A 24,813-nucleotide genomic window follows, 5' to 3' on the forward strand; every position below is an offset into this window, starting at 1 on the left:
CTGCACGCCTTAGAACAAGGACAGCTGGTTGGATTCTGGCAATCCTTTCAAAGCACCTTGCTCGTCCAAGAACTCCAAAATGGTCTTGGAGATGCGGGAACGGGATAGGAGGTCCTCCTTGGACAAAAACTCTCCATGCTCTCTCGCAGCTACGATGCTGATCGCCGCGTTCGTCCCTAAACCAGGCAGGGCGTTAAATGGAGCGATCAGCGAATCTCCCTCGATCAAGAAGCGCGTGGCGTCTGATTTGTACAAATCAACGTTGGCAAAGCGGAAGCCCCGCTCTATCATTTCCAACGCCATCTCCAAAACAGTCAGCAATGCCTTTTCTTTTGGCTGTGCATCGTGTCCCTTGCCCTCGATCTCTTCAATCTTTTGCTTGATCGCCGCTGAGCCTTTGACCATCAGCGGAATGTCAAAGTCGTCTGCGCGAACAGTGAAATAGGTTGCGTAAAACTCCAATGGACGATGTACTTTGAAATATGCGATCCGCACAGCCATCATGACGTAAGCAGTCGCGTGCGCCTTCGGGAACATGTACTTAATCCGCTGGCACGACTGAATATACCATTCTGGCACATTGTTATTGCGCATTTCTTCCTGATCGTCCTCAGGAACCCCTTTACCTTTACGCACGGACTCCATGATCTTAAAGGCGCGAGAAGGCTCTAGCCCTTTATAGATCAAATAAACCATGATATCGTCACGACAACCAATTACGTCTGGCAGCTTGCAAGTACCGTTGCGGATCAAGTCCTGGGCGTTGTTCAACCAAACGTCCGTACCGTGCGAGAGTCCAGAAATCTGAACAAGCTCGGCAAACGTAGTTGGTTTGGTGTCTTCTAGCATCTGACGTACGAATTTGGTTCCAAACTCAGGAATGCCCAGTGTGCCCATGTTCGTACCGATTTGCTCCGGTGTAACCCCCAAGGCCTCAGTCGAACTGAAGATGGACATCGTCTTTTTATCATCCAGTGGAATCGTCTTCGGGTCCATTCCCGTCAAGTCTTGCAGCATACGAATGACGGTCGGGTCGTCGTGTCCCAGAATATCGAGTTTTAACAAGTTGTCATGAATGGAGTGGAAGTCGAAATGGGTTGTGCGCCATTCTGACTCATTATCATCAGCCGGGAACTGAATCGGACAAAAGTCTTCAATCTCCATGTAGTCAGGTACTACGATAATACCGCCCGGATGCTGTCCTGTCGTCCTTTTTACACCTGTACAGCCGTTGACGATCCTGGATATCTCCGCATTGCGCAACGTCATGCCTCGTTCATCGGCATATTTGCGCACGTAGCCATACGCTGTTTTTTCCGCAACGGTACCAATCGTTCCTGCACGATATACGTAATCCGCTCCGAACAGCTCTTGTGTGTACTTGTGTGCTCGCGGCTGATAATCACCAGAGAAGTTCAAGTCAATATCCGGTACTTTGTCTCCTTTAAAGCCGAGGAATGTCTCGAATGGGATGTCCTGGCCGTCCTTGGCATACATGGTTCCACATTGCGTACATTCTTTATCCTCCAAGTCAAACCCGGAGGCGATTGAACCATCTGTAATAAACTCGCTGTGCTTGCAATTTGGGCAGCGATAGTGAGGAGGCAATGGGTTTACCTCTGTAATCTCAGACATCGTGGCAACAAAAGACGAGCCTACAGATCCCCGGGAACCTACCAGGTAACCATCATTCAACGATTTCGTTACCAAACGCTGCGAAATCAAATAAATCACACCGAAGCCGTGCTTGATGATACTGTTCAATTCTTTTTCCAAGCGATGCTCGACCAGTTCGGGCAATGGGTCACCATACAACGACCTTGCTTTGTCATAGCACATTTGACGAAGCTCTTCGTCCGCCCCTTCAATGATCGGCGTGTACAGCTTGTCTGGAATCGGACTAATATCCTCAATCATATCCGCAATGGCATTCGTATTTGTTACGACAATTTCTTTTGCGGTCTCTTCCCCCAAAAAGGAGAATGCCTCTAGCATCTCTTCCGTTGTATGAAAGTAAAGCGGCGGCTGATTGCCTGCGGTTGGATCACCTTTTGACAATAAGAAAACATCGCGGAAGATTTCATCTTGGGGATTCAGGAAGTGCACATCCCCTGTAGCAACGACCAGCTTGCCGAGCTCTTTTCCCATTTCGACGATCTTTTCATGGTAGCCTTTCATCGTCTCCAGCGAAGGAATTTCTTCATTACGCAACAGTGGTGAGTAATGAGCGACCGGCTGTAATTCCAAATAGTCGTAAAAAGCAGCAACTTCCTTCAACTCTTCAGATGACTTACCGCGAAGAATCGATTGCATGAGTTCTCCGTCTTTACACGCCGTACCAATTAGCAAGCCTTCGCGGTATTTGGTCAGCTGGCTTCGCTGAATTCGGGGCCAACGGAAGAATGTTTCCACATGAGAACGGGTTACGAGCTTGTACAGGTTTTTGAGGCCTTCTTTATTTTGAACGAGAATCGTCGCATGGAATGGACGTCCACTCTTGTAATCCGCCTCTTTGTTGCTTTTTTCATTCAGTTCAGCAAGCGATTTGATTTCCGCTTCTTTTATGTCCTTCAACATTTGCTGGAACACCTGAGCAAGGGCCACAGTATCGTCTAACGCACGGTGAGCATTGATGAGCTCGACGTTGAACTTTTTCGCTAATGATCCCAAACGATAATTACGCATTCCTTTGTACATCAAACGAGCCAAAGGCAGCGTATCTAAAAATGAATTGCTCCATGGTTCCATGCCAATCCGTTTGGCGCAGGCGTTAATAAACGCTTTGTCAAACTCAGCATTATGCGCAACCAGGATGGCGTCACCAGTAAAGTCCTTGAACTTGCGGAGTACCACATCGAGTGTCTCTTGCCCGCGGAGCATTTCGTTGGTAATCCCCGTAATCTCGGTTGTCTTTGGCCCAATTTCCAATTGCGGGTCGATCAGCTCCGTCCATTGGTCGACAATTTCTGAGCCTTTCATTTTTACAGCAGCGATCTCGATGATAGTATGCTCTGACGCGTTTAAGCCCGTCGTCTCCGTATCAAACACGACGTATTCGGTATTCTCATCAATGGAAAGGTTATTGTCTGCATGCAGGTTATAAACGATATCGATACCATCCTCGACTACGTATGCTTCCATACCGAGAATGCATTTGATGTTGTTCTTTTTGGCTATGGAATACGCCTCTGGAAAAGCCTGCACGACACCATGGTCAGTGACAGCAATTGCTTTATGACCCCACTTCGCTGCCGTCGAGACCAGTGATTTTACCGATGCAACGGCATCCAGCGCACTCATCGGCGTATGGCAATGGAGCTCAACACGCTTTTCTTCCGCGTGATCTTTGCGAATGACCTGCTCAATCTGGTTCAAATCATTGGCATTCATCACGAGATCGCGTACAAATGTGTCATGCTGTACACTTCCCCGTACTTTCACCCACATACCGTCTTTCAGCAATTCAAGCATTTTCACGTCTTCTTTATCGCGAGAGAACATCTTCACTGTAAGAGAATCCGTATAGTCTGATACGTTGAACGTGAGCAAATGGCGTCCACTGCGAAGCTCTTTGACTTCTACGTTAAATACGGTTCCTTGGATGACGATACGGCGTTCCTCATCTTGAATCTCGCAAATCGGGATCGGCGCATCTTTGATTTCATAGCCCATCATGAGCGTAGTGACAGCATCAGCTTTATCAGACGATTTGCTCTCCTGTTGAACAGCCGTCATCACAACTTCGACGAGAGCACGCTCTTCCTCTTTACGTTGCTCCTCAAAGGCCTTATACGCGTCATCGCTTTCTTCCCCATGGAAAGTAAAGCGCATCGAGCAATCGGTAGCTTTCTGGAAAGCAGCCAAAAGCTCATTATCCGCTCGTTTACGCTTGGCAACCTCAACGGACATCTCCGTTGGCAAGTATACCTTGACTTCCTGCTGTTCGACTTGTTTACGTGCTTGACGCATCGTAACTGCCAAGGAGTTCAGAGTCGGCTCCAGCCCCGCCAGCAAGACGTCCCAATACTCTTCGACTACTTGATCGAGAGACGGCTTTTGCAGATAGCGAAATCGGGTATCAACTTTGGCTAGATGTGAAAATGTATGCGTCAATCGCTTGGTAAAAGCTGCATAAACATCCGCAGGTATCATTCTCGGGAGGGCAAAGTGAAAAACCCATTCTTTGTTCTGCTTATACAGCTCTAACTTTTCAATCTGAGCATCAAGAAAAAATCGCTCCACCCATTCGTCAGGAACTTCCATTTGCTTGACCAATAGGGAGAAGCGATGTTTTTGCTCTTGTAAACGGTCCACGGTTTTCCCACCTTCCCTATAAGTGAGCGTTTAAACAAGAAAAAGAGGCACTCCCCATTAATCTAGGGGAGTACCCCGTAAAAATTCGACAAAATCCTTCTTATTCCTGCATGCAACTAATTACCGAACAAGGCAGCTCCTGTTTGGTCAACACGAGATAAGAGACCTTTCACTTCATCGACCAATTGATCCAGCTTCACATCATGTGTTTCACCGTTTTTGCGGATACGCACTTCCACTGTTCCTTCTTGTGCCGCTTTATCGGAAACCGTAATACGCAGAGGCAGTCCAATCAAATCAGCGTCTTTAAACTTCACACCAGCACGCTCAGGACGATCGTCAAACAAAACTTCTACGCCAGCCTTGCGCAATGCTTCTGTAATTTGTTCGCTAACTTGACGTTGCTCTTCTACTTTAACATTGACCGGAATCACATGCACATGGAAAGGTGCAACAGATACTGGCCAAATGATACCATTTTCATCATTGTTCTGCTCGATCACTGCCGCAATTGTACGAGATACACCGATTCCGTAGCAACCCATGATCATTGGTTGACTGCGACCGTTCTCATCCAAGTACGTAGCACCCATCGCTGTGGAGTATTTCGTACCCAGTTTGAATACGTGACCGACCTCTACACCACGTGCAAACTTGATAACACCACCTGTACGAGGGCACTCGTCACCTTCTGTAATGTTGCGCAAGTCAGCGTACTGGGAAACCGTGAAATCACGGCCAGCAACTACGTGAGTCAGATGATAGTCTGTTTCATTGGCACCGACGACACCATCATAAACATCTTGAACAAAATTGTCCGCAATGATTTCCACTTTTTCAGGATCAATGCCAACTGGGCCAACAAATCCTGCAGGCGCTCCTGTTACCGAAACGATATCCGCTTCAGAAGCCAGCCCTACGATCGTTGCATCATACAAGTTTTTCAGCTTCACTTCATTGATCTCATGATCACCGCGTACCAGCACCATAACCAGCTTGTCGTCTAGGCGATAAATGAGACTCTTGATGATCTGCTTTGCTTCGATTTGCAGTGCTTGTACCAATTGGTCGATCGTTTTGGTACCAGGCGTATGCAATTTTTTTCGAGCTGGCGCTTCTGTTGCTGGCTTTGCAGATGGTTTGTACACGACTTCTGCCTTTTCCAAGTTGGCTGCATAATCGCCTTCTTCAGAATAAGCAATCGTGTCTTCCCCAATGTCGCACAACGCCATGAATTCGTATGTGCCTTTTCCGCCGATTGCACCTGCATCCGCTTCTACTGCACGGAAGTTCAAGCCTACACGGGTAAAGATGTTCGTGTACGCATCATACATCGCCTGGAAGTTGCGATCCAGACCTTCCTGTGACGAATCGAAAGAGTAAGCATCCTTCATAATAAACTCGCGGCAACGAATCAAACCGAAGCGTGGACGCACTTCATCACGGAACTTGGTTTGAATTTGATAAAGGTTGATCGGGAGTTTTTTGTAAGAGTTAATCTCATCACGCACGAGACTCGTAATGACTTCTTCGTGGGTTGGACCCAAGGCAAAAGGACGATCATGACGATCACGCAGGCGAACGAGCTCGGGACCGTATACATCCCAGCGACCCGTTTGATGCCACAACTCAGCTGGTTGCATCGCTGGCATCAACAGCTCTTGTCCCCCAGCATTGTTCATTTCTTCACGCACAATCGCTTGGATTTTGTGTAGGGAACGGAGCGCCAGGGGCAGGTACGTATAAATACCGGAAGCCAGTTGGCGGGCCATACCTGCGCGGAGCAGCAGCTTGTGGCTGGCAATCTCAGCGTCGGATGGCACTTCCCGCAGGGTAGGGATCAACATTTGACTTTGCTTCAACACGTGCGTGTCCTCCTTATGCCTTTCAGCAATCAACGTGCATTATCCTACAGTTGTAGGTTTTTGCTCGTTTACTATTTCGTTAATTTCTTTCATCAGCTCTTCAAACAACTCGGTTTCTTTTACTTTCCGAACAATTTCACCATTACGGAAAATCAAGCCCTCGCCATTTCCGCCGGCAACGCCTACATCTGCTTCACGAGCTTCACCAGGACCATTTACCGCGCAACCCATTACCGCTACTTTTAACGGTACTTTCAGCGTGGAAATCGCATCCTCGACTTTTGTTGCCAAACCGATCAGGTCAATTGCGCATCGACCGCAAGATGGGCATGCAATGACCACTGGATCGTTGTTCACGATATCCAAGCTGCGAAGGATTTGTTTTGCTACTTTAATTTCTTCAACAGGATCAGCCGTCAGGGATACGCGAATGGTGTCACCGATTCCCATCGACAATACCGTTCCGATTCCAACTGAAGACTTAATGCTACCGGAGAACTGTGTACCTGCTTCTGTTACACCGACGTGCAGCGGATAGTTGCGTTTCTGTGCCATCAACGAATATGTTTGGATCATCGTTGGAACATCGGAAGACTTCAAGGAAATGACGATGTTGTCGTAGTTCAAGTCTTCGAGAATTTCCACGTGGTCTATCGCACTTTCTACGATCGCTTCCGGAGAAGGGTAACCGTATTTTTCCAAAAGTCTTCTCTCGACTGAACCGGAGTTGACCCCGATACGGATCGGAACATTGCGCTCGCGGCACGCTTCCACTACGCGTTGCGTTTTTTCTTTCGAACCGATGTTTCCTGGGTTAATACGAATTTTATCAATCCCGCTCTCCAGCGCAATCAATGCCAGCTTGTGGTCGAAATGAATGTCGGCAACGAGCGGCAACGGGGAGCGTTCTTTAATTTTTTTGATGGCACGGGCTGCATCTTCATTGATGACGGCCAAGCGAACAATTTGGCAACCGACATCGTGCAGTCTCTGAATCTCAGCCAGAGTTTTCTCAACATCACGCGTGTCTGCTGTCGTCATCGACTGGATGACTACGCTTTTTTGGCCCCCGATTTGCACTCCACCTACAAAAACCGGTTTCGTCTCCTCGCGCTTGAACATTTTGCACCATCCTTTTAGGTATGTCTGTTTTTCTCTCTATCGTGTTAGTACGTGATTAGGAGAACAATCGTTGCAGATCATTCCACGTCACTACCAAAATCAGCAACATCAAAAAGGCAAAGCCCAAGAAATGAACCATTCCTTCTTTATGCGGGTCAACAGGTCGACCACGCAGCGCCTCTACTCCCAAGAATGCGAGACGTCCGCCATCCAATGCTGGCAGCGGCAACAGATTGAACAATCCGAGGTTAATGCTCAATACTGCAGCCCATTTCAAAAGAATCGCCATACCTTGTTGAGCAACCTCTCCAGTCATCTTGAAAATACCGACTGGACCACTCAAGTCCTTCAGTCCGTATTCACCCGTTACGAGCATTCCCAAGCTTTTCAGGATCATCATCGTAAACTCGTAAGTGGAGGTTGCACCGTATTTGAGAACTTCCCCTGGGGCAAACGTGAGTGCATTGGTTACCATGATTTTGCCCACGTTGTTTTCGTCTTTCCCTACTTTAACTGGCACAGTCATACGCTGGCCATTGCGCTCGTACTCAAATGTTAATTGTTGTTCCGGCGCTTTGCTAATCTTCTCTACAACGTCTTTCCACGAGGATACAGGCTGACCTTGAATCGCGATCACCTTATCACCTGGCAATAATCCAGCTTGAGCAGCAGGTCCTCCCGGGATCACATTCCCCAGATAGCTGCCATTCGGTACGCCGTACAAGAAACCGATCACGATAAACAAAACAAACGCCAGCAAAAAGTTGGCTGCAGGTCCTGCAAAAATCGCCCAAAAACGTTGTGAAACTGTCTTGCCTTTGAACTGTCTGTTTAGAGGGGCAATCTGTACTTCTTGTCCATCCTTGACCAGCTGAGCTTGTGGATGAACAGCAAACGTCTTCTGCTCTCCATCTAGTTCAAGCACGATATTTAAATTTTGCTCCAGATCAAATTGTACCACCGTACCAGTGATCGCACGAGTAGAACCAGAACTTGGCCCATCGAGCAAAATATGTGTGACCTTTCCTAACGCATCCCGCTCCACGCTTACTTCCATGTGCGGTTTCAACATATCCATCTCCGGGTCTTCCCCCGCCATGCGAACAAGACCACCGATGGGTAACAGGCGTAAGGTGTATTCCGTTTCTCCCCGCTTCACGCGAAAAATTTTTGGCCCCATTCCCAGTGCAAATTCACGACATAAGATCCCCGCCTTCTTTGCCAGAAGGAAGTGTCCTAGTTCGTGCACAAAGACAAGTACCCCAAATACAACTACAATCGCGAGAATTGATTCAACGGAATCCAGGTTGGGCAAAGGCAAGTGAACAGCCACCTTTCTGTCAAGTATCTAACACTCATATTCCTTAGATGGAGACGAGCGCATAAGAGCGTGCCCACTCATCAGCTGCGAAAATATCTGCAAGCTCTGGACTCGCTACACCAGGGTGAGCTTCGCATGTTTTTCGGACGACCTTTTCGATGTCCAAAAAACTGATCGCTCCCTTCAAGAACCTATCAACTGCGACTTCATTGGCTGCATTCAGTACTGCAGTATGCGTACCTCCTGCCATGCCGCACTCATACGCTAATTTTAACAGAGGATAACGCTCATAATCCATGGCTGCAAAATGAAGCGTGGCGATCTTGACCAAATCAAGTGGTTCCGTAGGTAGTTCTTTTCTGATGGGATAGCTCATGGCGTACTGAATCGGAACCTTCATATCTGGCGTACCGAGTTGGGCCATGACCGCTCTGTCTTTGTATTCTACCATAGAGTGTATGATACTTTCATAATGCAATACGCATTCGATTTGCTCATAAGGTAAATCGAACAGCCAATGAGCCTCGATCACTTCAAAACCTTTGTTCATCATGGTAGCAGAATCGATGGTAATTTTTGCACCCATGCTCCAATTCGGATGAGCCAATGCCTGCTCTACTGTCACTTGCTGTAGATCCTCGCGAGAGAGGTGACGAAAGGAACCGCCTGAAGCGGTCAAAATAACCCGCGCCACATCTTCCTTGCGTTCGCCTTGCAGACATTGGTAGACAGCTGAATGCTCGCTGTCTACTGGAATAATCGATACACCTTTTTCTTTCGCTCGTTTCATGACGACAGGGCCAGCGCTCACTAGTGTCTCTTTGTTGGCCAGTCCAATTGTTTTTCCCGCCTCAATCGCGGCGAGTGTAGGTGCGACCCCTACACTGCCGACAACAGCGGTCATAACGAAATTGGCAGCTTCATGACGGGCAACCAGTTCCAATCCTTCCGCCCCGTAAACGATTTCTGGATGAGACTTGCCCGCCAATCTTTCTCGCAGTTCAACGGCAGCCTTCTCATTTCCTACAGAAACGAGCTCGGGCTTGAACTTTTCCACCTGGCGCGTCAATAGATCGACGTTTGTTCCAGCAGCCATAGCCACCACCGAAAAATCCTCGGGATGCTGGTCTACGACTTCAAGCGTGCTCGTTCCAACTGACCCCGTTGAACCTAAGAGCGCTATTTTTTTCACGGATTTCACCCTCTATATCTCTTTCTATATGCAAAAGGTTTTAGACAATACCTAATAGATGTAGAACCGGAAAGACGAGCAAAAAACTATCAAAGCGATCCAAAACGCCCCCGTGACCCGGAATGAGCTGTCCTGAATCTTTTACATGGAAATGTCTCTTGAAAGCCGACTCAACCAGATCCCCCAATTGCCCGACGATCCCCGCAACAAGTGCGATTGTCAAAGCTTGATCAATCGCAAAATGTCCAAAGCTTGCATTGATGGAAAGAACAATCAAGACAGAAGCGACGAGACCTCCTAAGGCCCCTTCCACCGTCTTGTTTGGACTTATTTCTGGCCACAGTTTACGCTTACCTATTGCTTTTCCGACAAAATAGGCGCCAGAATCAGTCGACCAGATTCCCATAATGACCATGACCGTTAGCATGAATCCTTCAGGTAGGTTTCGGGTAGCGGCCATATAAGTAAAACCGTAGCCTATGTATAACGCCCCCACCAACGTAAGGGCGACGTGTTCAATGTGAAACTGATTTTTCCGTAAAACGGAGTAAATCAACAAGAGCAGGATGACGGGCAGCATCAGATCCGGCATGCTGATACTGAGCCAATCCGAAAATAATAGAGACGGCCACAAAATGCTTAACATCAATACATATCCGAGCAATCCTGCCAAATAAAATGACTGAATGCCAGCCATTCTCATAAATTCATAATAGCCAATGACAGCCAGTAAAAACACCAATAGTGAGTACCAAACTCCACCAGCATACATCAATAATAGAAAACCAGCCCCACCAATCAGGCCTGTTATTATACGTTGCTTCAACTGATTCCACCTCTCGGCTATACCGCCCCGTAGCGACGAGCTCGGCCTTGGTATTCCACGATTGCTTGATAAAAATGTTCACGGGTAAAATCAGGCCATAGCACATCCGTAAACCATAATTCTGTATATGCCAATTGCCACAGCATAAAGTTACTCAAGCGAATCTCCCCACTTGTGCGAATCAAGAGGTCTGGATCGGGAATTTCGCTTGTATACAGGTGGCTCGATATCAATTCCTCAGTCAGTTGCTCTGGTTGAAGCTCACCTGCTTTTACTTGTGCTGCCATCACTGAAAATGCTTTTGCAAGTTCATCACGCCCGCCATAATTCAGGGCAAAATTCAATTGCAAACCGCTATTGTCCTTCGTTTTCTCTTCTGCTTCCAGCAGCGCTTTCAACGTATGAGAAGGCAGCTCGTTTTTACTACCCAACATGCGTATGCGGACACCACGTTCTATTAATTCATCCAATTCTGTCGACAAAAATTCCTGCGGAAGTTTCATGAGAAAATCCACTTCATCACGTGGACGCTTCCAGTTTTCGGTAGAGAATGCGTACATCGTCATATACCGAACGCCGATCTCGTCTGCAACCTTCACGACTTCTTTTACTGCTTTCATACCTGCACGGTGCCCGGCAACCCGGGGTAAACTGCGCTTACTGGCCCAACGACCGTTGCCATCCATAATAATTGCCACATGCTCCGGAATTTTACCGGAACGATCGAACTCGGCTGGCTCCGATTGCTTTTCTTTGCGGCCCCATTTGCGCGCCAGATGTTCTAACATAAAGTGTTCCCCCGTAATGAGAGATATAGACGTACATCCCCCTCAAACGAGGGGGATTACCATTACCTATACTTCCAAAATGTCTTTCTCTTTGTCCTTGACGACCTTGTCAACTTCAGCAATGAATTTATCCGTTGTTTTTTGGATAGTTTCCTGGTGACGACGGGAATCATCTTCAGAAATGGTAGCAGCCTTTTCCAGCTTCTTAATTTCATCGTTTGCATCACGACGGATGTTACGAATCGCTACCTTTGCTTCTTCTCCACCTTTTCCAGCCAGCTTCACGAGCTCTTTGCGACGCTCTTCTGTGAGTGGAGGAATCATCAGGCGGATAATCACGCCATCGTTGGATGGAGAAATTCCCAAATCCGATTGCTGCAGCGCACGGTCAATTTCTTTGAGCGCTGTTTTATCCCATGGCTGGATAGTCAGCATACGTGGTTCTGGTACGCTGATGTTAGCCAATTGGCTAATCGGCGTTGGAGTACCGTAGTAGTCTACTGTTACGCGGTCCAGCATCGCTGGGTTCGCACGTCCTGCACGCAGGCTGGACATGTCTTTTTTCAAAGCATTGATCGCTTTATTCATGCGATCTTCCATGTCTTTTAGCACAGATTGTGGCATAATTATTCCCCTTTCACTAGAGTACCGATTTTGTCGCCCATTACTGCCCGACGAATATTGCCTTCTTCAGAAATGTTAAAGACGATCAATGGGATACTGTTATCCATGCACAGGCTGGATGCTGTAGAATCCATGACACCTAAACCTTTGTTCAGCACTTCCAGGAATGTCAACTGATCGTACTTCTTGGCGTTCGGGTCAAGGCTTGGGTCTGCAGAGTACACACCGTCTACCTTATTTTTCGCCATCAGGATTACTTCAGCTTCAATCTCAGCTGCACGCAGAGCAGCAGTCGTATCCGTTGAAAAGTAAGGGTTACCAGTACCTGCAGCGAAGATGACCACGCGCATTTTTTCTAAATGACGAATGGCACGACGCCGTATGTATGGTTCTGCTACCTGTCTCATCTCAATCGAGGTTTGAACACGAGTCGGGACGTTCACTTTTTCTAACCCATCCTGCAAGGCGAGTGAGTTCATAATTGTGGCCAGCATCCCCATGTAATCGGCTGTTGCCCGATCCATACCTTTAGAGCTGCCGGAAAGTCCGCGCCAGATGTTACCTCCTCCGACGACTACTGCGACTTGTACACCCAATTCTACGATTTCCTTGATCTGGTTAGCGACGGAGAAAATAACCTTTGGGTCAATACCATACCCTAAGTCCCCCGCCAAAGCTTCCCCACTCAACTTTAACACAACCCGTTTATAGGCAGGAAGTGGCATGTGAAACGGCCTCCATTCATGAATCATTCTCTGTGCCCAGTCTTCATTCCTTCTACAAGGGTACAGGTACACATTGCTCTTTACATGCAGAGAGTTTCACATTAAGTGAAACTCTCGCTTTGAAAATAGGGAACACGAAGGTGTTCCCTATAACCTTTATTACTGCTTATTAACTTGTGCCATAACTTCAGCAGCGAAGTCTTCTTGTTTTTTCTCGATACCTTCGCCTACTTGGAAGCGAGCGAATCCTTTCAAGGTAGCACCTGCTTCTTTCAACAGAACAGCTACTTTCTTGTCAGTATCTTTTACGAATGGTTGCTCAACCAGTACGTATTCTTCGAAGAATTTGGAAAGGCGGCCTTCTACCATTTTCTCAACGATGTTAGCAGGTTTACCTTCAGCCAATGCTTGGTTTTTCAGAACTTCACGCTCGCGCTCGATCTCATCAGCGGAAACTTCATCACGGTTAGCAAAACGAGGGTTAGACGCTGCTGCGTGCATGCCCAGGTCGCGAGCCAGTGTTTCGTCTTGTGTACCTTCCAAAGTTACCAGAACACCGATACGGCCACCCATGTGCAGGTAAGCACCGAAAGCGCCGTTGTCTGATTTCTCGGAGAGTGCAAAACGACGGAAGGAGATGTTTTCTCCGATAGTCGCGATTTTCTCGTTGATTACATGACCCAAAGTCTCGCCAGCACCTTTGAAAGGTTGCTCCAAAGCTTCTTCTACAGATGCAGGACGTTGGGATACAACGTGCTCAGCGATGTCTTTAACAAGTGTTTGGAACTCAGGGTTTTTACCAACGAAGTCAGTTTCGCAGTTTACTTCTACAACTGCTGCAACGTTTCCAGCTACCGCAGTTGCAGTCAAACCTTCTGCTGCAATACGTCCGGATTTTTTCGCTGCTTTCGCTACACCGCGCTCACGGAGCAAGTCAATTGCTTTTTCCATGTCGCCTGCTGTTTCTTCCAACGCGCGTTTGCAATCCATCATACCTGCGCCTGTACGCTCGCGCAGTTCTTTAACCGCTTGTGCACTAATTGCCATTGAGTGAAACCTCCTCGGAAAGTTACGATCCTATTATAGTCGAAAAGCAAGCCGCCTGCTAACACCTCAGCGACGCTAATCAGCAAAAAAGGATGGACGGGGGTTCTGACACCCTCAGTCCACCCTTTAACACACATGCTTACGCAGTTGTTGTTGCTTGTTGCTCTGTACCTTGGTTTCCTTCTTGCAGAGCGTCTGCCATTTTAGCAGTGAGCAATTTCACAGCGCGAATTGCATCATCGTTACCTGGGATCACATAATCGATTTCATCTGGATCGCAGTTAGTATCTACGATCGCTACGATTGGGATACCCAATTTACGAGCTTCTGCTACAGCGATGCGCTCTTTACGAGGATCGATGACAAACAGAGCGTCAGGCAATTTATCCATGTGAGCGATACCGCCCAAGAATTTTTCCAGACGATCCATTTCTTTGCGCAGAACGATAACTTCTTTCTTAGGCAATACTTCGAAAGTACCATCGTTTTCCATACGCTTCAGCTCAGCCAAGCGAGAAGTACGCTTTTTGATAGTAGTGAAGTTTGTCAGAGTACCACCCAACCAACGTTGGTTGATGAAGTAGTGACCTGTGCGTTCTGCTTCTTCTTTAACGGATTCTTGTGCTTGTTTCTTCGTACCAACGAAGAGAATTTTTCCGCCGTCTTGAGCGAGTTCACGTACGAAGTTGTACGCTTCCTCTACTTTTTTAACGGTTTTTTGCAGGTCGATAATGTAGATTCCGTTACGTTCGGTGAAGATATAGCGAGCCATTTTCGGGTTCCAACGACGAGTTTGGTGACCGAAGTGTACACCAGCCTCGAGCAATTGTTTCATCGAAATTACTGCCATATTTCACACCTCCTTCAAAAATGGTTTTTGTGATGCCTACCTCCGTCTCACCGCATGTTCCAAGCAATTCTGCCATAGGCAGCACCGTTGCCGGAATTGGTGGACGTGCGATTTCAACACCGTATATGAATATATCATATGGGAGTTTCAATTGCAACAAACCAATTCCATTTATTTCGTAAAAAAAGTTTTGACCCTTTTTGGCAGACGACAAATGGACACATTTGGTTACATTGAAAAAACCGCCTATTTTTTAGGCGGAGTTGTTATCAACTTGACGATATCTGCTTCCTTAGCGGCGGTCGACACTTCATAGGTACCGACACGAATACGATTTAGCTTGTCGCTTGCACGTAGCTGGGCCACAAATTGATTGTCGGCAGGAAGAATTCCTTCTTTGACTAGAACCTGCGCTACATCCTCTGCAGTTGCTTTGTAAGGAACAGTGAAAGATACCTTCTTGTCTGCTACTGGTGCTTCCACTGTCGGAGCTTTAGGAGCTACCATATTGGGTGACGTTGGTGTCTGCGTATTCGGTACGGTTGGAGTAGGCTGGTTGTCCTTACTCACTGGATTTGTTGGCGGAATCACCTTTTGCTCTGATGAAGTTGCAGGTGTCGTAGCCTGTACAGCTGGCGTCTGCGGTTGCTTTGTCACAGGCGCCACTGTTTGACCTACCTTTGGCGCAACTGGCGCCTTAGGCACTCCAGGAGCTGGCTGTACGTTCACTTTCTTTTCTTCCTGCCACTGTTTGTACTCTTCTGCAGTAAGTACGACCATTTCCAGCTCTTGTGCAGCTACTTTCATTTGATCGACAGTCATGGCTGGGGCTTGCGCAGTTTGCTTAGGCGCTAACAGTCCGATAATGGAGGTAGCGACAATCAGTCCTGCTCCAAATCCAAATAATAGCTCTTGTTTACGCATCGGCAAGACCTCGTTCATGCCTGTCAGCCAAGGAAAAGATCAAATCGATTTCCCCTCTGCCGGCACCGAGTCGTTTTGCGATCTCATCCCGAGACAAACCTTCTTTACTCAGCTCAAAGGCACGGCGATAACGTTCTCGCAGTGCCAGCATATCCACCTCTTGAGCTTGAGGTGCTGGTTCTATCCTATTCGTATCCTTTGGAGCTTCTTGCTTATGAGTTTCACGCTTTTGCCATTGTTCTTCCACATTGTCTAATCGCTTGCTCAAACTAGCGATATCCTCGAGAAGATCCGCTCTCATTTCCTGCCATTCTGCAGCAAGAAGATTGGTTTCTTGCTTTACCTGTTTTTGAAGACGCTGCACGCTTTTTTCGAGCTCGTCCTTGTCCGTCGTGCGTTGTGTCGGTATTGAGGAAAAGGAGTCAACAGGCTGCTTCTTTTTAATGACAAAAGCAAGAAGCATGCTGATCATTCCTGCTCCAATCAGGATGGGATACACTACGTCCATGTTGTCCACCTTTATTTCTGGCTTGACTTCGTTTATAAAGAAATATCTATAATACGTCCACGCAATGGATCTCTCATGAGATCAGCATTCGTAGATACACCTTCGCTCGATTCGGACAATTGACTTCCAGCGGATTCTTTTTTGTCCTGATGTTCTTGCTGTCCTTGCTTTTTTTCTCGTTCACGTATCTGGTTCTTTTGTGATTGCTCAAGATCGCTCGGGCGCTGGCGCATATGTTCATCCAGGTCTCTTCGCTGATCAATCATTGATTGCTGCTCATGCATGGTTCGTTGTTGCTGATGCTCCTGAATTCGGCTGACTTCTAGCGTGCGTGGTATTGCCACCTGCAATTCAACCGCTTTCAAACTCATATGGCCCCAACTCCCTTTGTCACACTAAGTATGTAAGCATCCTGGATTAGATAAGAGTTGCTGTGCTAATTTCACCGTCCAGCACAATAAATCGCGTTCTCGCATACTCGTGCTTGATAAAGTGAACCAGTTTTCCAAACGTCATTTTAATTCCTGGATACATCACATGATATGCCTCAATAGCTGCTGGTCCTTCCCCTTTCAGCTCGAGTTCAATATCATTTCTGCGTGCTTCTAATTCCTTGCTTTCTTTTTCCAGAACCAGACGAGTATTAGTTAGCTTGATTTGCATGAGACGTTTGTCTGCTGGAAGTTCTTTGCTGACTTGAAGGATCTGATTAATAACGCCCAGACCTTGATCTGTTTTGCGTAAATTTTCATACACATTTTGTAGTTCTTTTTGAATGTTCGCCAGTTCTTGTCTTAATTCCGGTTTTACTCCTACTTCGAGTATCGTAGGAGTGGCGCTACTGTTCCCAAATACTCGAGCCACAATCTTTTCCCCAGCTTGCAACACGCCGCCAATGATGAAGCCTTTTGCCCCTTTGCAAATGATTTGCTTTCCGGCTCGTACGGTTGAGAACATGATGCTTTGAGAAACAATCACTTGATTGCCAGCCGTTACATTGGCGTTTTGGATAAAGGATGTCCGGACATCTTTCCCCGCAACAATGCAGCCCTTGTCCTGGGCAACAATCCCGCTTTTGATTTCAATGGAGCCTTCCGCGTACAACTCGGCCCCTTCTACACTACCAAGTACGCGTATATCTCCTGATGACTTTACGCGAAAGCCATTCAATACGTTCCCGCGAATGACCACCGTTCCCACAAAATCAATATTGCCAACACCAAAATCAACATCCCCGTTTACTTCAAATACGGGAAACACGTTCATTTTTGCCTGTTCCGTAAAGGAGACTTGTCCGTCAATAGCGGCGTATAGCATTGTCCGCTCTTGATTAAGCACAACATTTTTCCCAGGCTTTATGTTTATTTCCTTGCCGGCTTTGGGAGCGATGGGCTCTCCGGTAACTGCTGTGCCTGGTTGTCCCTGGCTTGCTGATATTTTACGTGCCAAGAGTTGCCCTTTTGCCACATTTGGGATTGTCGTCACATTATAAAAATCAACCCGGCCATCCTCTAGCTCTCTTGGACCTTCCCCTTCATTAATAGATGCCAAATAGGGGTACTCGATAGTCCCATCGGTTCCGGCCACAGGTGCAATCCCTTGAGCAACCTTTACTCTCGCGTTTGCATACTTCGCGGGTAAGGCACATAAGTTCTGAACTACATCGTCGAGAATTCCATACTTCACATTGCTTGTTTGTAATACTTTGTATACATCTGTTTCCAAAACGACAATTTCGTCGATATCTTGTTCGTCCATACGGAGAAGTAACTCAGCCTCTAATTTATCAGCTGAAATTTTTACTTCTAATTTATATTTCCCGATCCCTTCCATCATTCTACCCCTCTCAAGCTTGGGTAATGTCCCCTTACATCAATTGCGATTTCCATCTGGACAACGCAGAACGAAGTCGGAAAAGAGCTTTGGAGTGCAACTGGGATATTCTTGAAGGTGACAAGCTCATGATTTCCGCAATTTCTGATAAGGTCATTTCTTCAAAATAAAACAAGGAGACAACCAATCGTTCCTTTTCAGGCAATTTGTCGATGACCGTTACAAGAACCTCTTTTAAGCTGGATACTTCCGCCACGTTTTCAGGGCGAGGTGTGAGCTCGTCGATGATATACGAATGTCTTGCTGTTTTTTGTTCGTCCTCATCCCCTACTGCCTCATCGATAGAAACCATGCTGGCAAGAGAGGTTTCCAAGAAAACCTGTTGAAGCTCCTTTTTGCTTATTCCCAGATAATCAGACACTTCTTGATCGGTTGGCATTCGCAGCATTTGCTGTTCCAAGGTGGTGTATGCTTCTTCGATTTTTTTGGCCTTGTCTCGAACAGTACGAGGGATCCAGTCGTTCTCGCGTAGTCCATCGATCATTGCACCACGAATCCGCCACATGGCGTACGTCTCAAATTGGAGACCCCGGGTATGATCGAATTTAGCCAAAGCGTCCAATAGCCCAAAGCGCCCATAACTAATCAAGTCATCCTTGTCCACATTTGCTGGCAGATTAATTGCCAACCGATTTGCCACCTTATCTACCAGTGGCAAAAACCGCGTGATCAAGTCAACCTCCGCCTCGCGACTTCCCTCTTGCTTCCACATGACCCATTTATCGAACTCTTTTGCTTTTTCTTGACTGGTTAGCCGTGCCACGAATAGTCACCAACCTTTACTCATCTGATAAGCGCCTAACGACCTCTGCAACGGTGGCTGGATCCTCAGTAGGATGAACCCTTTCCATCTTGTTGATTGAGAGTGGTGCAAATGTTTGATCTTCCTGTTCCAAGTGTTGTCCAATTTCCAGAACGACTCCACCTTCTGCTAGAGGAGAGCTTGTCCCCTCTAGCGTGTCCGTAACCATTGGTGGAGTAGATGACTGTATGAACGTTGCGAGCAGCCAACGAATTGGAAATGCAGCGAGGAAGAATAGGACAAATGCGATACCTGCTCTCTCCAGTGATACGAGCCAGACATTACTCGCCACAGCCGTACCCAGCGTCACAAGAAATGCGAGCATTCCTAATCCAAAATTAATCCAAATGGTTCCTAACATTTGTTATACTTCCTTCACACCTTGATTTACGGTCCTGATTTGAAGAATGCCGTTTGTGGCATCTAACTCTATTGTCCGACCGCAGTTTCCCCCTGTATCTTCTGCCACGATCTTTATATGAGCATCCTTCAATACAAGTTTGCATGCCTCTACATTCCGAGGCCCAATCCGCATGGTGTCATTATTCCCTAAAAATGCGAACATTTGTGCACCGCCAGCCAATTTCGCAACTGTGTGTCTGGTCTCCGCGCCAGCCTTCACCATCAACTGAATCAGATGGGGGATTGCTGTATCCGCATACTTGCCTATCGTTAGCTCCCCGCTTTTAGCCAAAGACGATTCTGGAAGCATAACATGTGCCATACCTGCAATTTTATGGATATGATCGTAGAGCACTACCCCTACGCAAGAACCTAAACCGGTAGTTCGGAGCTTACTCGGCGGCTTTGCCACACCAAGATCAGCCATCCCTATCTTAATAATCTCCATCGAACGGAACCCCTAATGAACGAAATAGTATTGGGAGCGATTCAGGATCAGGAATTAAGAAAAAGTTCCCTTTTACTTGATCATTGCCTTCGAAAAAAGCGGTGTCAATCGTGAGGGCAAAGTCACCCGCTTGACCCAACGCTATTAATCCATAACTTAGAATAGCTCCAGCCATATCCACAGCGAGTGCAGGTACGGACGGCTGTAAATTTAATTGTGTAAAATCAGCTAACGATGATAGATAAGAACCTGTTAAGATGTTGCCAATCTCATGCAGCGCTGAGATCTCCAGCTCTTCCCACTCGTACACATCTTTATTAATTCCTGTAATTTGTTCGAGCAGGTGCTTGGCAGAATCCAAATCAAGGATGAAAAACATGTTCCCTGGACAATCGCCTTCAACCCGGAGGAAGACGGTCACTACTACAGTTTCCGCTCCTCCTACACAATCTGCAACTTCGTCGAAGGGGATAATCTTGACTTGTGGAACTTTCATATCGATTTCTTTTTGTATGAGCTTGGAGAGAGCCGTGGCAGCGTGACCAGCACCGATATTCCCGATTTCCCGTAAAACGTCAAATTGGAAATCCCCAAACTTCGTAAAATCGCCCATTTTACTTACCCCTCAATTGCGTCCAACTGCTTGATTTCCTCAGTGCTCAATACTTTATCGAGGTTTAAGAGGATTAACAGTCGTTTATCCAGTTTAGCGACGCCTCGCAAATAAGCAGCTTCCACTCCTCCAACAACCTCTGGAGGCGGTTCAATCGCATCAACTGGTATATCAATGACATCATTAGCAGCATCTACAATGAGACCCACTTCCAACTCGCCTACGGCCACGATAATGATTCGAGTTGCTTCGGAATAGACGCTTTCTTCGAGACTAAAGCGATTGCGCAGGTCAATAATCGGTGTCACAACACCACGCAGATTAATAACCCCTTTGACGAAACTAGGCGTTCGAGGAACTCTTGTGATGTGCTCCAGCTTTTCAATGGATTTGACCTGATGAACCTCTACGCCGTACTCTTCGTCCTTCAATCGAAAGACAATCACTTTCACTTCACTAATGACTTCTTTTTGATCGAGCATGTGGCTGCCCCTCCTTCTACTTAATCAGCGAGTTACAATCTATGATGAGCGCGACCTGACCGTCTCCCAGAATCGTTGCACCTGAAATGGCAAATACATTAACCAGATATTTGCCGAGAGATTTTAGAACAATCTCTTGTTGGCCGATGAACGAATCGACGACTAGGCCTGCCATTTTCTCACCTTTACGTACGATGACGACTGCCACTTCATCTTCCATCGTTTCCGCATTATCAGGCACTTGGAAAATGTCCTGAAGCGAAACGAGCGGAACTACACGTCCCCGGAAGTCGATCACTTTTTGGCGGTGAGCCATCATGATTTGATCTTTTTTAAATACAGCCGTCTCAATGATGGAGCTGAGTGGGACAGCGTACTTCTCATCTTTCACTTGTACCAGCATCGCGGAAATGATAGAGAGCGTAAGTGGCAATTGAATGAGGAAAGTCGTGCCCTGGCCGCGCACAGAATCTACGCCGACACTACCGCCCAACGATTCAATTTTGGACTTAACGACATCCAGTCCAACACCACGACCGGAAATATCAGAAACAACTTCCGCGGTACTAAAGCCTGCTGCAAAAAGCAACTCGTGGATTTGCTTGTCGCTCATGCTATCTGCAGTAGCAGGATTGACAATGCCTCTCTCAAGCGCTTTTTTGAGAACTTTATCTTTATTGATTCCAGCACCATCATCTTTTACTTCAATAAATACATGGTTCCCACTGTGGAAAGCGCGGAGCTCGATTTTACCTTCCTCTGGCTTACCCGCCTTTTTCCGATCTGCTGGAGACTCAATTCCGTGGTCAAGCGAGTTACGCAGCAAGTGATTGAGTGGGTCCCCGATTTCGTCGATGACGGTTCGGTCCAATTCTGTCTCCGCACCGATAATCTCCAGATTCACTTTTTTATTCAGATCTTTTTGCAGATCGCGAATCATACGTGGGAAACGATTGAATACTTGCTCAACCGGAACCATCCGCATGGTCAGAATGATGTTTTGCAAATCGCCACTAATCCGGCTCATGTGCTCCACGGTTTCCTGCAGTTCATTCTTTCCGATCTCGCGTGCCAACTGCTCCAAACGACCGCGATCAATGACTAATTCGCTAAACAGATTCATCAAGATATCCAAGCGTTCGATATCCACACGAATTGTTTTTCCACCAGCCGTCGCCTTCTTCACAGGTGCCTGAGGAGCTTCTGCTGCTCCTTTTTCAGCTGGTGCTGGTGTCTGTTGCACTACGGGAGCAGGTGGAGCTTCACTCTTCAATTGAATCGTTTCGATTGTCACATCTTGGATTTCCGAAATGTTAAGAATCGTAGTACGTACTTTTTCAATCGATTGCTCCGTCACATAGGCAATTTCAAACGATTGTTCAAATCGCTCGTTCTCGATATCTTCAACAGCTGGCTTCGTTTTGATCACTTCACCCATGGATTCCAATTGATCAAAAACCATGTAAGAGCGAGCAGCCTTGAGCAAGCAGTTTTCATTCAATGTCACTTTGATCCACAAAACGTTGTTTCCGAGCTCCTGAGACTGCTTCAAGACCATCATTGCATAATCATCCAGCTCATGATCTTCAGCTGGCGTGCTTTCCTCTTGCGGTGCTTCCACTTCCATAGTAGCAGCTGCTACTTCCTGCTCGGCTGAAAAGTCTCCAGCTACAATCGCCCGTAGCTTCGTTACAATAGCGGATACATCCGCTGAACCGTCTCCACCTTCTGTGATATCGATGACCATGCCTTCAATCAAATCTACGCTCTGAAAAATAGCGTCCATGATATCACTGGTAATCGTTAACTTCTGATTGCGAATCAGGTCAAGTACATTTTCCGCTTCGTGAGTCAAACTCGCCATGTCTTCAAAGCCCATGGTCGCCGACATACCCTTCAATGTATGAGCGGAACGAAAAATCTCTTTGACGTGGCCAATATTACCCGGATCACTTTCCAAGAGTAACAAGTTGGCGTTGATTGCCTGTAGGTGTTCCTTTGACTCCTCAATAAACATGTCCAAATACTGATTCATATCCATAGGTGATCCACCTCCCAAAAATCAGTGCAAGAGCTTGCACAACAGCTCTGGAATCTTTTCTAATGGGGCCACGTTGTCTGCCAAGCCTGCTTGAATCGCTGCTCGTGGCATTCCATATACGACACAACTCGACTCATCTTCGACAATGCTTGTGACACGGTCAAGCTCCTTCATGCGTTTTAGCCCTTTAGTCCCATCATTTCCCATGCCTGTCATGATGATTGCCCATTTGTCTACATTTGTCAATTGACTGACTGATTCAAACAGGATATCGACAGACGGTCTGTGACCGCCTCGTGGCTCCTCTTGATGTAAATAGGCCTGCAGTCTCCCATTTACTTGACGAACTTCGAAATGAAAGCCGCCTGGAGCTATGTAAGCTGTACCATTTTCCAAATACTCGCCATCGACAACCTCGGTTACTCGAATTTGGCATAACGAGTCTAGCCGATTTGCTAACGATTTTGTGAAACCTGCTGGCATATGTTGAACGATGGCAATTGGTGCCGGAAAATTCGCCGGAATTGCAGTCAGTACACTCTGTAATGCTTTAGGACCACCCGTGGAAGTACCTAAAACCACCAGTCTTGCCTTTCCACCTACTTGTGACCGCATCACGGCAGGCGAGCTCGGTATTTTCGTACGTATTACTGGAGAGGCCGGTGCAGCTTTTGATTCCGAAGATACCGGTTTGACTACGCGAGAGATCTGCTTTTTCAAACGTACTTTCGATGCTGCCGCAGCCTTCACGCGCTCGATAAGACGATCGCCCACTTTGTGGATGTCGAGAGAAATTGGACCAGAAGGCTTCGTTACAAAGTCAAACGCGCCTAGTTCCAACGCATGAATCGTAGCTTCGGCCCCTTCTTTTGTCAGGCTGCTCAACATGACGATTGGAACCGGGCACTCATTCATCAGCTTTTCCAGAGCGTCCAAACCGTTCATAACCGGCATTTCAATGTCGAGTGTGAGAACATCCGGCGCCAGTTCTTTACATTTTTCAATACATTCGAGTCCATTCTTAGCTCGATCAATCACTTCAATCTCAGGATCCGTAGATAAAATGTCCGAAATCACTTTACGCATGAATGCAGAATCGTCCGTGACGAGAACGCGGATTTTGCTCATTCGAATGTCGCTCCCTTCCTACTTTTATGTCTCATCGTATGAAGTGCCTCAACTTCGCAAGAAACCCTTTGAGACCACTGTCAGAAGCATCTGAAGTAACTGGACCATCCAAATACCGTTCTACCAGATTTCGTATGCTTCTCGCGGCTTGCGATTGTGGATATGTAAGTAGAAAAGGACGCTGCAGTTTAACTGCTTTTGAAACATAAGGATCATCCGAAACATATCCAAGCGACTGAATATCCATATTCAAAAAACGTTTAGAAACCATCGCAAGCTTGTCCGCCGTCATCTTCCCTTCTCTCTCCGAAGACGCTCTGTTTATCACCAATCGAATAGAGACAGCGGGATTACGTGCGTGTAGCATCTTAATGACTGCATATGCATCCGTTATCGCTGGTGGTTCGGGGGTGGTAACGAGGATGACCTCGTCAGAGGAGAGCATGAATCGCATGGATTCTTTTGAAAAACCTGCTCCCGTATCAAAAATAATTGTGTCGGCATAGCCTTGCAACGGGTCCAGATGCGAGAATAAGCGATCTAGCTTCTCATCATCTAACTGCATAATCTGCGTAAATCCAGATCCACCCGCGATGAATTCTAAGCCTCCTGGCCCATGCTCGATAATGTCCCAAACAGTCGTATCTGGCTCTAACAAATGAAACAGATGCTTTTTTGGGGTAATTCCCATTAATACATCCAGATTTGCCAGACCCAGATCCAAGTCAAACAAAACCGCCTTATGACCCTTCTCAATCAAACCAAGCCCAAAATTCAAACTGAAATTGGACTTGCCGACACCACCTTTTCCACTCGTCACTGTCACCAGTCTAGTTGGTCGTGTCTTCTTGTTTTGTAGCATCCGCTCACGGAGTTGCTCTGCTTGGTCACGCATCTG

23 protein-coding genes are annotated in these 24,813 nt (G+C 47.0%); all 23 read right to left on the reverse strand.

The window, feature by feature from the left end; genetic code table 11:
• Window positions 1-9 precede the first annotated feature (9 nt).
• The 23 genes from ACM6JA_RS08125 to ACM6JA_RS08235 all read right to left on the reverse strand — a co-directional run bounded on the left by ACM6JA_RS08125 (window position 10) and on the right by ACM6JA_RS08235 (window position 24,810).
• The gene (locus tag ACM6JA_RS08125) at window positions 10-4,314 is read right to left on the reverse strand and encodes a PolC-type DNA polymerase III (RefSeq protein ID WP_414851898.1); all 4,305 of its coding nucleotides are present in this window, start codon (window positions 4,312-4,314) and stop codon (window positions 10-12) included.
• A gap of 116 nt (window positions 4,315-4,430) precedes the next feature.
• A complete protein-coding gene (locus ACM6JA_RS08130) occupies window positions 4,431-6,176 on the reverse strand; it encodes a proline--tRNA ligase (RefSeq protein WP_414852234.1) in 1,746 nt (581 codons plus the stop codon).
• A 42-nt stretch (window positions 6,177-6,218) separates the two neighbouring features.
• Entirely contained in the window at window positions 6,219-7,301 is a 1,083-nt protein-coding gene (gene ispG / locus ACM6JA_RS08135) for a flavodoxin-dependent (E)-4-hydroxy-3-methylbut-2-enyl-diphosphate synthase (protein WP_414851899.1), read from the reverse strand.
• A gap of 55 nt (window positions 7,302-7,356) precedes the next feature.
• Window positions 7,357-8,622 carry an RIP metalloprotease RseP gene (gene rseP, locus ACM6JA_RS08140; RefSeq protein ID WP_414851900.1) on the reverse strand — a complete coding sequence of 422 codons (1,266 nt, stop codon included), beginning with the start codon at window positions 8,620-8,622 and terminating at the stop codon, window positions 7,357-7,359.
• A gap of 43 nt (window positions 8,623-8,665) precedes the next feature.
• Window positions 8,666-9,814 carry a 1-deoxy-D-xylulose-5-phosphate reductoisomerase gene (locus tag ACM6JA_RS08145; protein ID WP_414851901.1) on the reverse strand — a complete coding sequence of 383 codons (1,149 nt, stop codon included), beginning with the start codon at window positions 9,812-9,814 and terminating at the stop codon, window positions 8,666-8,668.
• A 40-nt stretch (window positions 9,815-9,854) separates the two neighbouring features.
• On the reverse strand, window positions 9,855-10,640 hold the full coding sequence (locus ACM6JA_RS08150; protein WP_414851902.1) for a phosphatidate cytidylyltransferase: 786 nt from the start codon (window positions 10,638-10,640) through the stop codon (window positions 9,855-9,857).
• A gap of 17 nt (window positions 10,641-10,657) precedes the next feature.
• Window positions 10,658-11,428, reverse strand: a complete 771-nt coding sequence (locus ACM6JA_RS08155; protein WP_007719249.1) for an isoprenyl transferase — start codon at window positions 11,426-11,428, stop codon at window positions 10,658-10,660.
• A gap of 66 nt (window positions 11,429-11,494) precedes the next feature.
• Window positions 11,495-12,052 (reverse strand): ribosome recycling factor, encoded by a 558-nt coding sequence (frr, locus tag ACM6JA_RS08160; RefSeq protein ID WP_007719252.1) that lies wholly within the window; start codon window positions 12,050-12,052, stop codon window positions 11,495-11,497.
• 2 nt (window positions 12,053-12,054) lie between these two features.
• Window positions 12,055-12,777: a UMP kinase gene (gene pyrH, locus ACM6JA_RS08165; protein WP_007719254.1), complete on the reverse strand. Its 723-nt coding sequence runs from the start codon at window positions 12,775-12,777 to the stop codon at window positions 12,055-12,057.
• Window positions 12,778-12,936: 159 nt separating this feature from the next.
• The gene (tsf, locus tag ACM6JA_RS08170; protein ID WP_007719256.1) at window positions 12,937-13,824 is read right to left on the reverse strand and encodes a translation elongation factor Ts; all 888 of its coding nucleotides are present in this window, start codon (window positions 13,822-13,824) and stop codon (window positions 12,937-12,939) included.
• Window positions 13,825-13,963: 139 nt separating this feature from the next.
• Window positions 13,964-14,674 carry a 30S ribosomal protein S2 gene (gene rpsB, locus ACM6JA_RS08175; RefSeq protein WP_414851903.1) on the reverse strand — a complete coding sequence of 237 codons (711 nt, stop codon included), beginning with the start codon at window positions 14,672-14,674 and terminating at the stop codon, window positions 13,964-13,966.
• A 246-nt stretch (window positions 14,675-14,920) separates the two neighbouring features.
• A complete protein-coding gene (locus ACM6JA_RS08180) occupies window positions 14,921-15,616 on the reverse strand; it encodes a DNA polymerase III subunit gamma/tau (protein WP_414851904.1) in 696 nt (231 codons plus the stop codon).
• Window positions 15,591-16,106 (reverse strand): DUF6115 domain-containing protein, encoded by a 516-nt coding sequence (locus ACM6JA_RS08185; protein WP_414851905.1) that lies wholly within the window; start codon window positions 16,104-16,106, stop codon window positions 15,591-15,593. The genes ACM6JA_RS08180 and ACM6JA_RS08185 overlap by 26 nt, the downstream gene beginning before the upstream one ends.
• 32 nt (window positions 16,107-16,138) lie before the next feature.
• Window positions 16,139-16,477, reverse strand: coding sequence for a hypothetical protein (locus ACM6JA_RS08190; protein ID WP_017249305.1), 339 nt, complete (start codon window positions 16,475-16,477; stop codon window positions 16,139-16,141).
• Between the two features lie 46 nt (window positions 16,478-16,523).
• Entirely contained in the window at window positions 16,524-17,942 is a 1,419-nt protein-coding gene (locus ACM6JA_RS08195; protein WP_414851906.1) for a DUF342 domain-containing protein, read from the reverse strand.
• A 31-nt stretch (window positions 17,943-17,973) separates the two neighbouring features.
• On the reverse strand, window positions 17,974-18,762 hold the full coding sequence (locus tag ACM6JA_RS08200; protein ID WP_007719268.1) for a FliA/WhiG family RNA polymerase sigma factor: 789 nt from the start codon (window positions 18,760-18,762) through the stop codon (window positions 17,974-17,976).
• Window positions 18,763-18,778: 16 nt separating this feature from the next.
• Window positions 18,779-19,162 carry a hypothetical protein gene (locus ACM6JA_RS08205; RefSeq protein ID WP_414851907.1) on the reverse strand — a complete coding sequence of 128 codons (384 nt, stop codon included), beginning with the start codon at window positions 19,160-19,162 and terminating at the stop codon, window positions 18,779-18,781.
• A 3-nt stretch (window positions 19,163-19,165) separates the two neighbouring features.
• Window positions 19,166-19,651 (reverse strand): chemotaxis protein CheD, encoded by a 486-nt coding sequence (locus tag ACM6JA_RS08210; protein ID WP_414851908.1) that lies wholly within the window; start codon window positions 19,649-19,651, stop codon window positions 19,166-19,168.
• Window positions 19,638-20,264, reverse strand: a complete 627-nt coding sequence (locus ACM6JA_RS08215) for a chemotaxis protein CheC (RefSeq protein WP_048033437.1) — start codon at window positions 20,262-20,264, stop codon at window positions 19,638-19,640. Before ACM6JA_RS08215 ends, ACM6JA_RS08210 begins: the two co-directional genes overlap by 14 nt.
• A gap of 5 nt (window positions 20,265-20,269) precedes the next feature.
• Window positions 20,270-20,746, reverse strand: a complete 477-nt coding sequence (locus ACM6JA_RS08220; RefSeq protein WP_007719278.1) for a chemotaxis protein CheW — start codon at window positions 20,744-20,746, stop codon at window positions 20,270-20,272.
• 16 nt (window positions 20,747-20,762) lie between these two features.
• On the reverse strand, window positions 20,763-22,787 hold the full coding sequence (locus ACM6JA_RS08225) for a chemotaxis protein CheW (RefSeq protein ID WP_414851909.1): 2,025 nt from the start codon (window positions 22,785-22,787) through the stop codon (window positions 20,763-20,765).
• A 21-nt stretch (window positions 22,788-22,808) separates the two neighbouring features.
• Window positions 22,809-23,915: a protein-glutamate methylesterase/protein-glutamine glutaminase gene (locus tag ACM6JA_RS08230; protein WP_414851910.1), complete on the reverse strand. Its 1,107-nt coding sequence runs from the start codon at window positions 23,913-23,915 to the stop codon at window positions 22,809-22,811.
• Between the two features lie 31 nt (window positions 23,916-23,946).
• Entirely contained in the window at window positions 23,947-24,810 is an 864-nt protein-coding gene (locus tag ACM6JA_RS08235; RefSeq protein WP_414851911.1) for a MinD/ParA family protein, read from the reverse strand.
• Between the last annotated feature and the right edge of the window lie 3 nt (window positions 24,811-24,813).

Source organism: Brevibacillus sp. IT-7CA2 (assembly GCF_949767855.1).
GTDB lineage: Bacteria > Bacillota > Bacilli > Brevibacillales > Brevibacillaceae > Brevibacillus.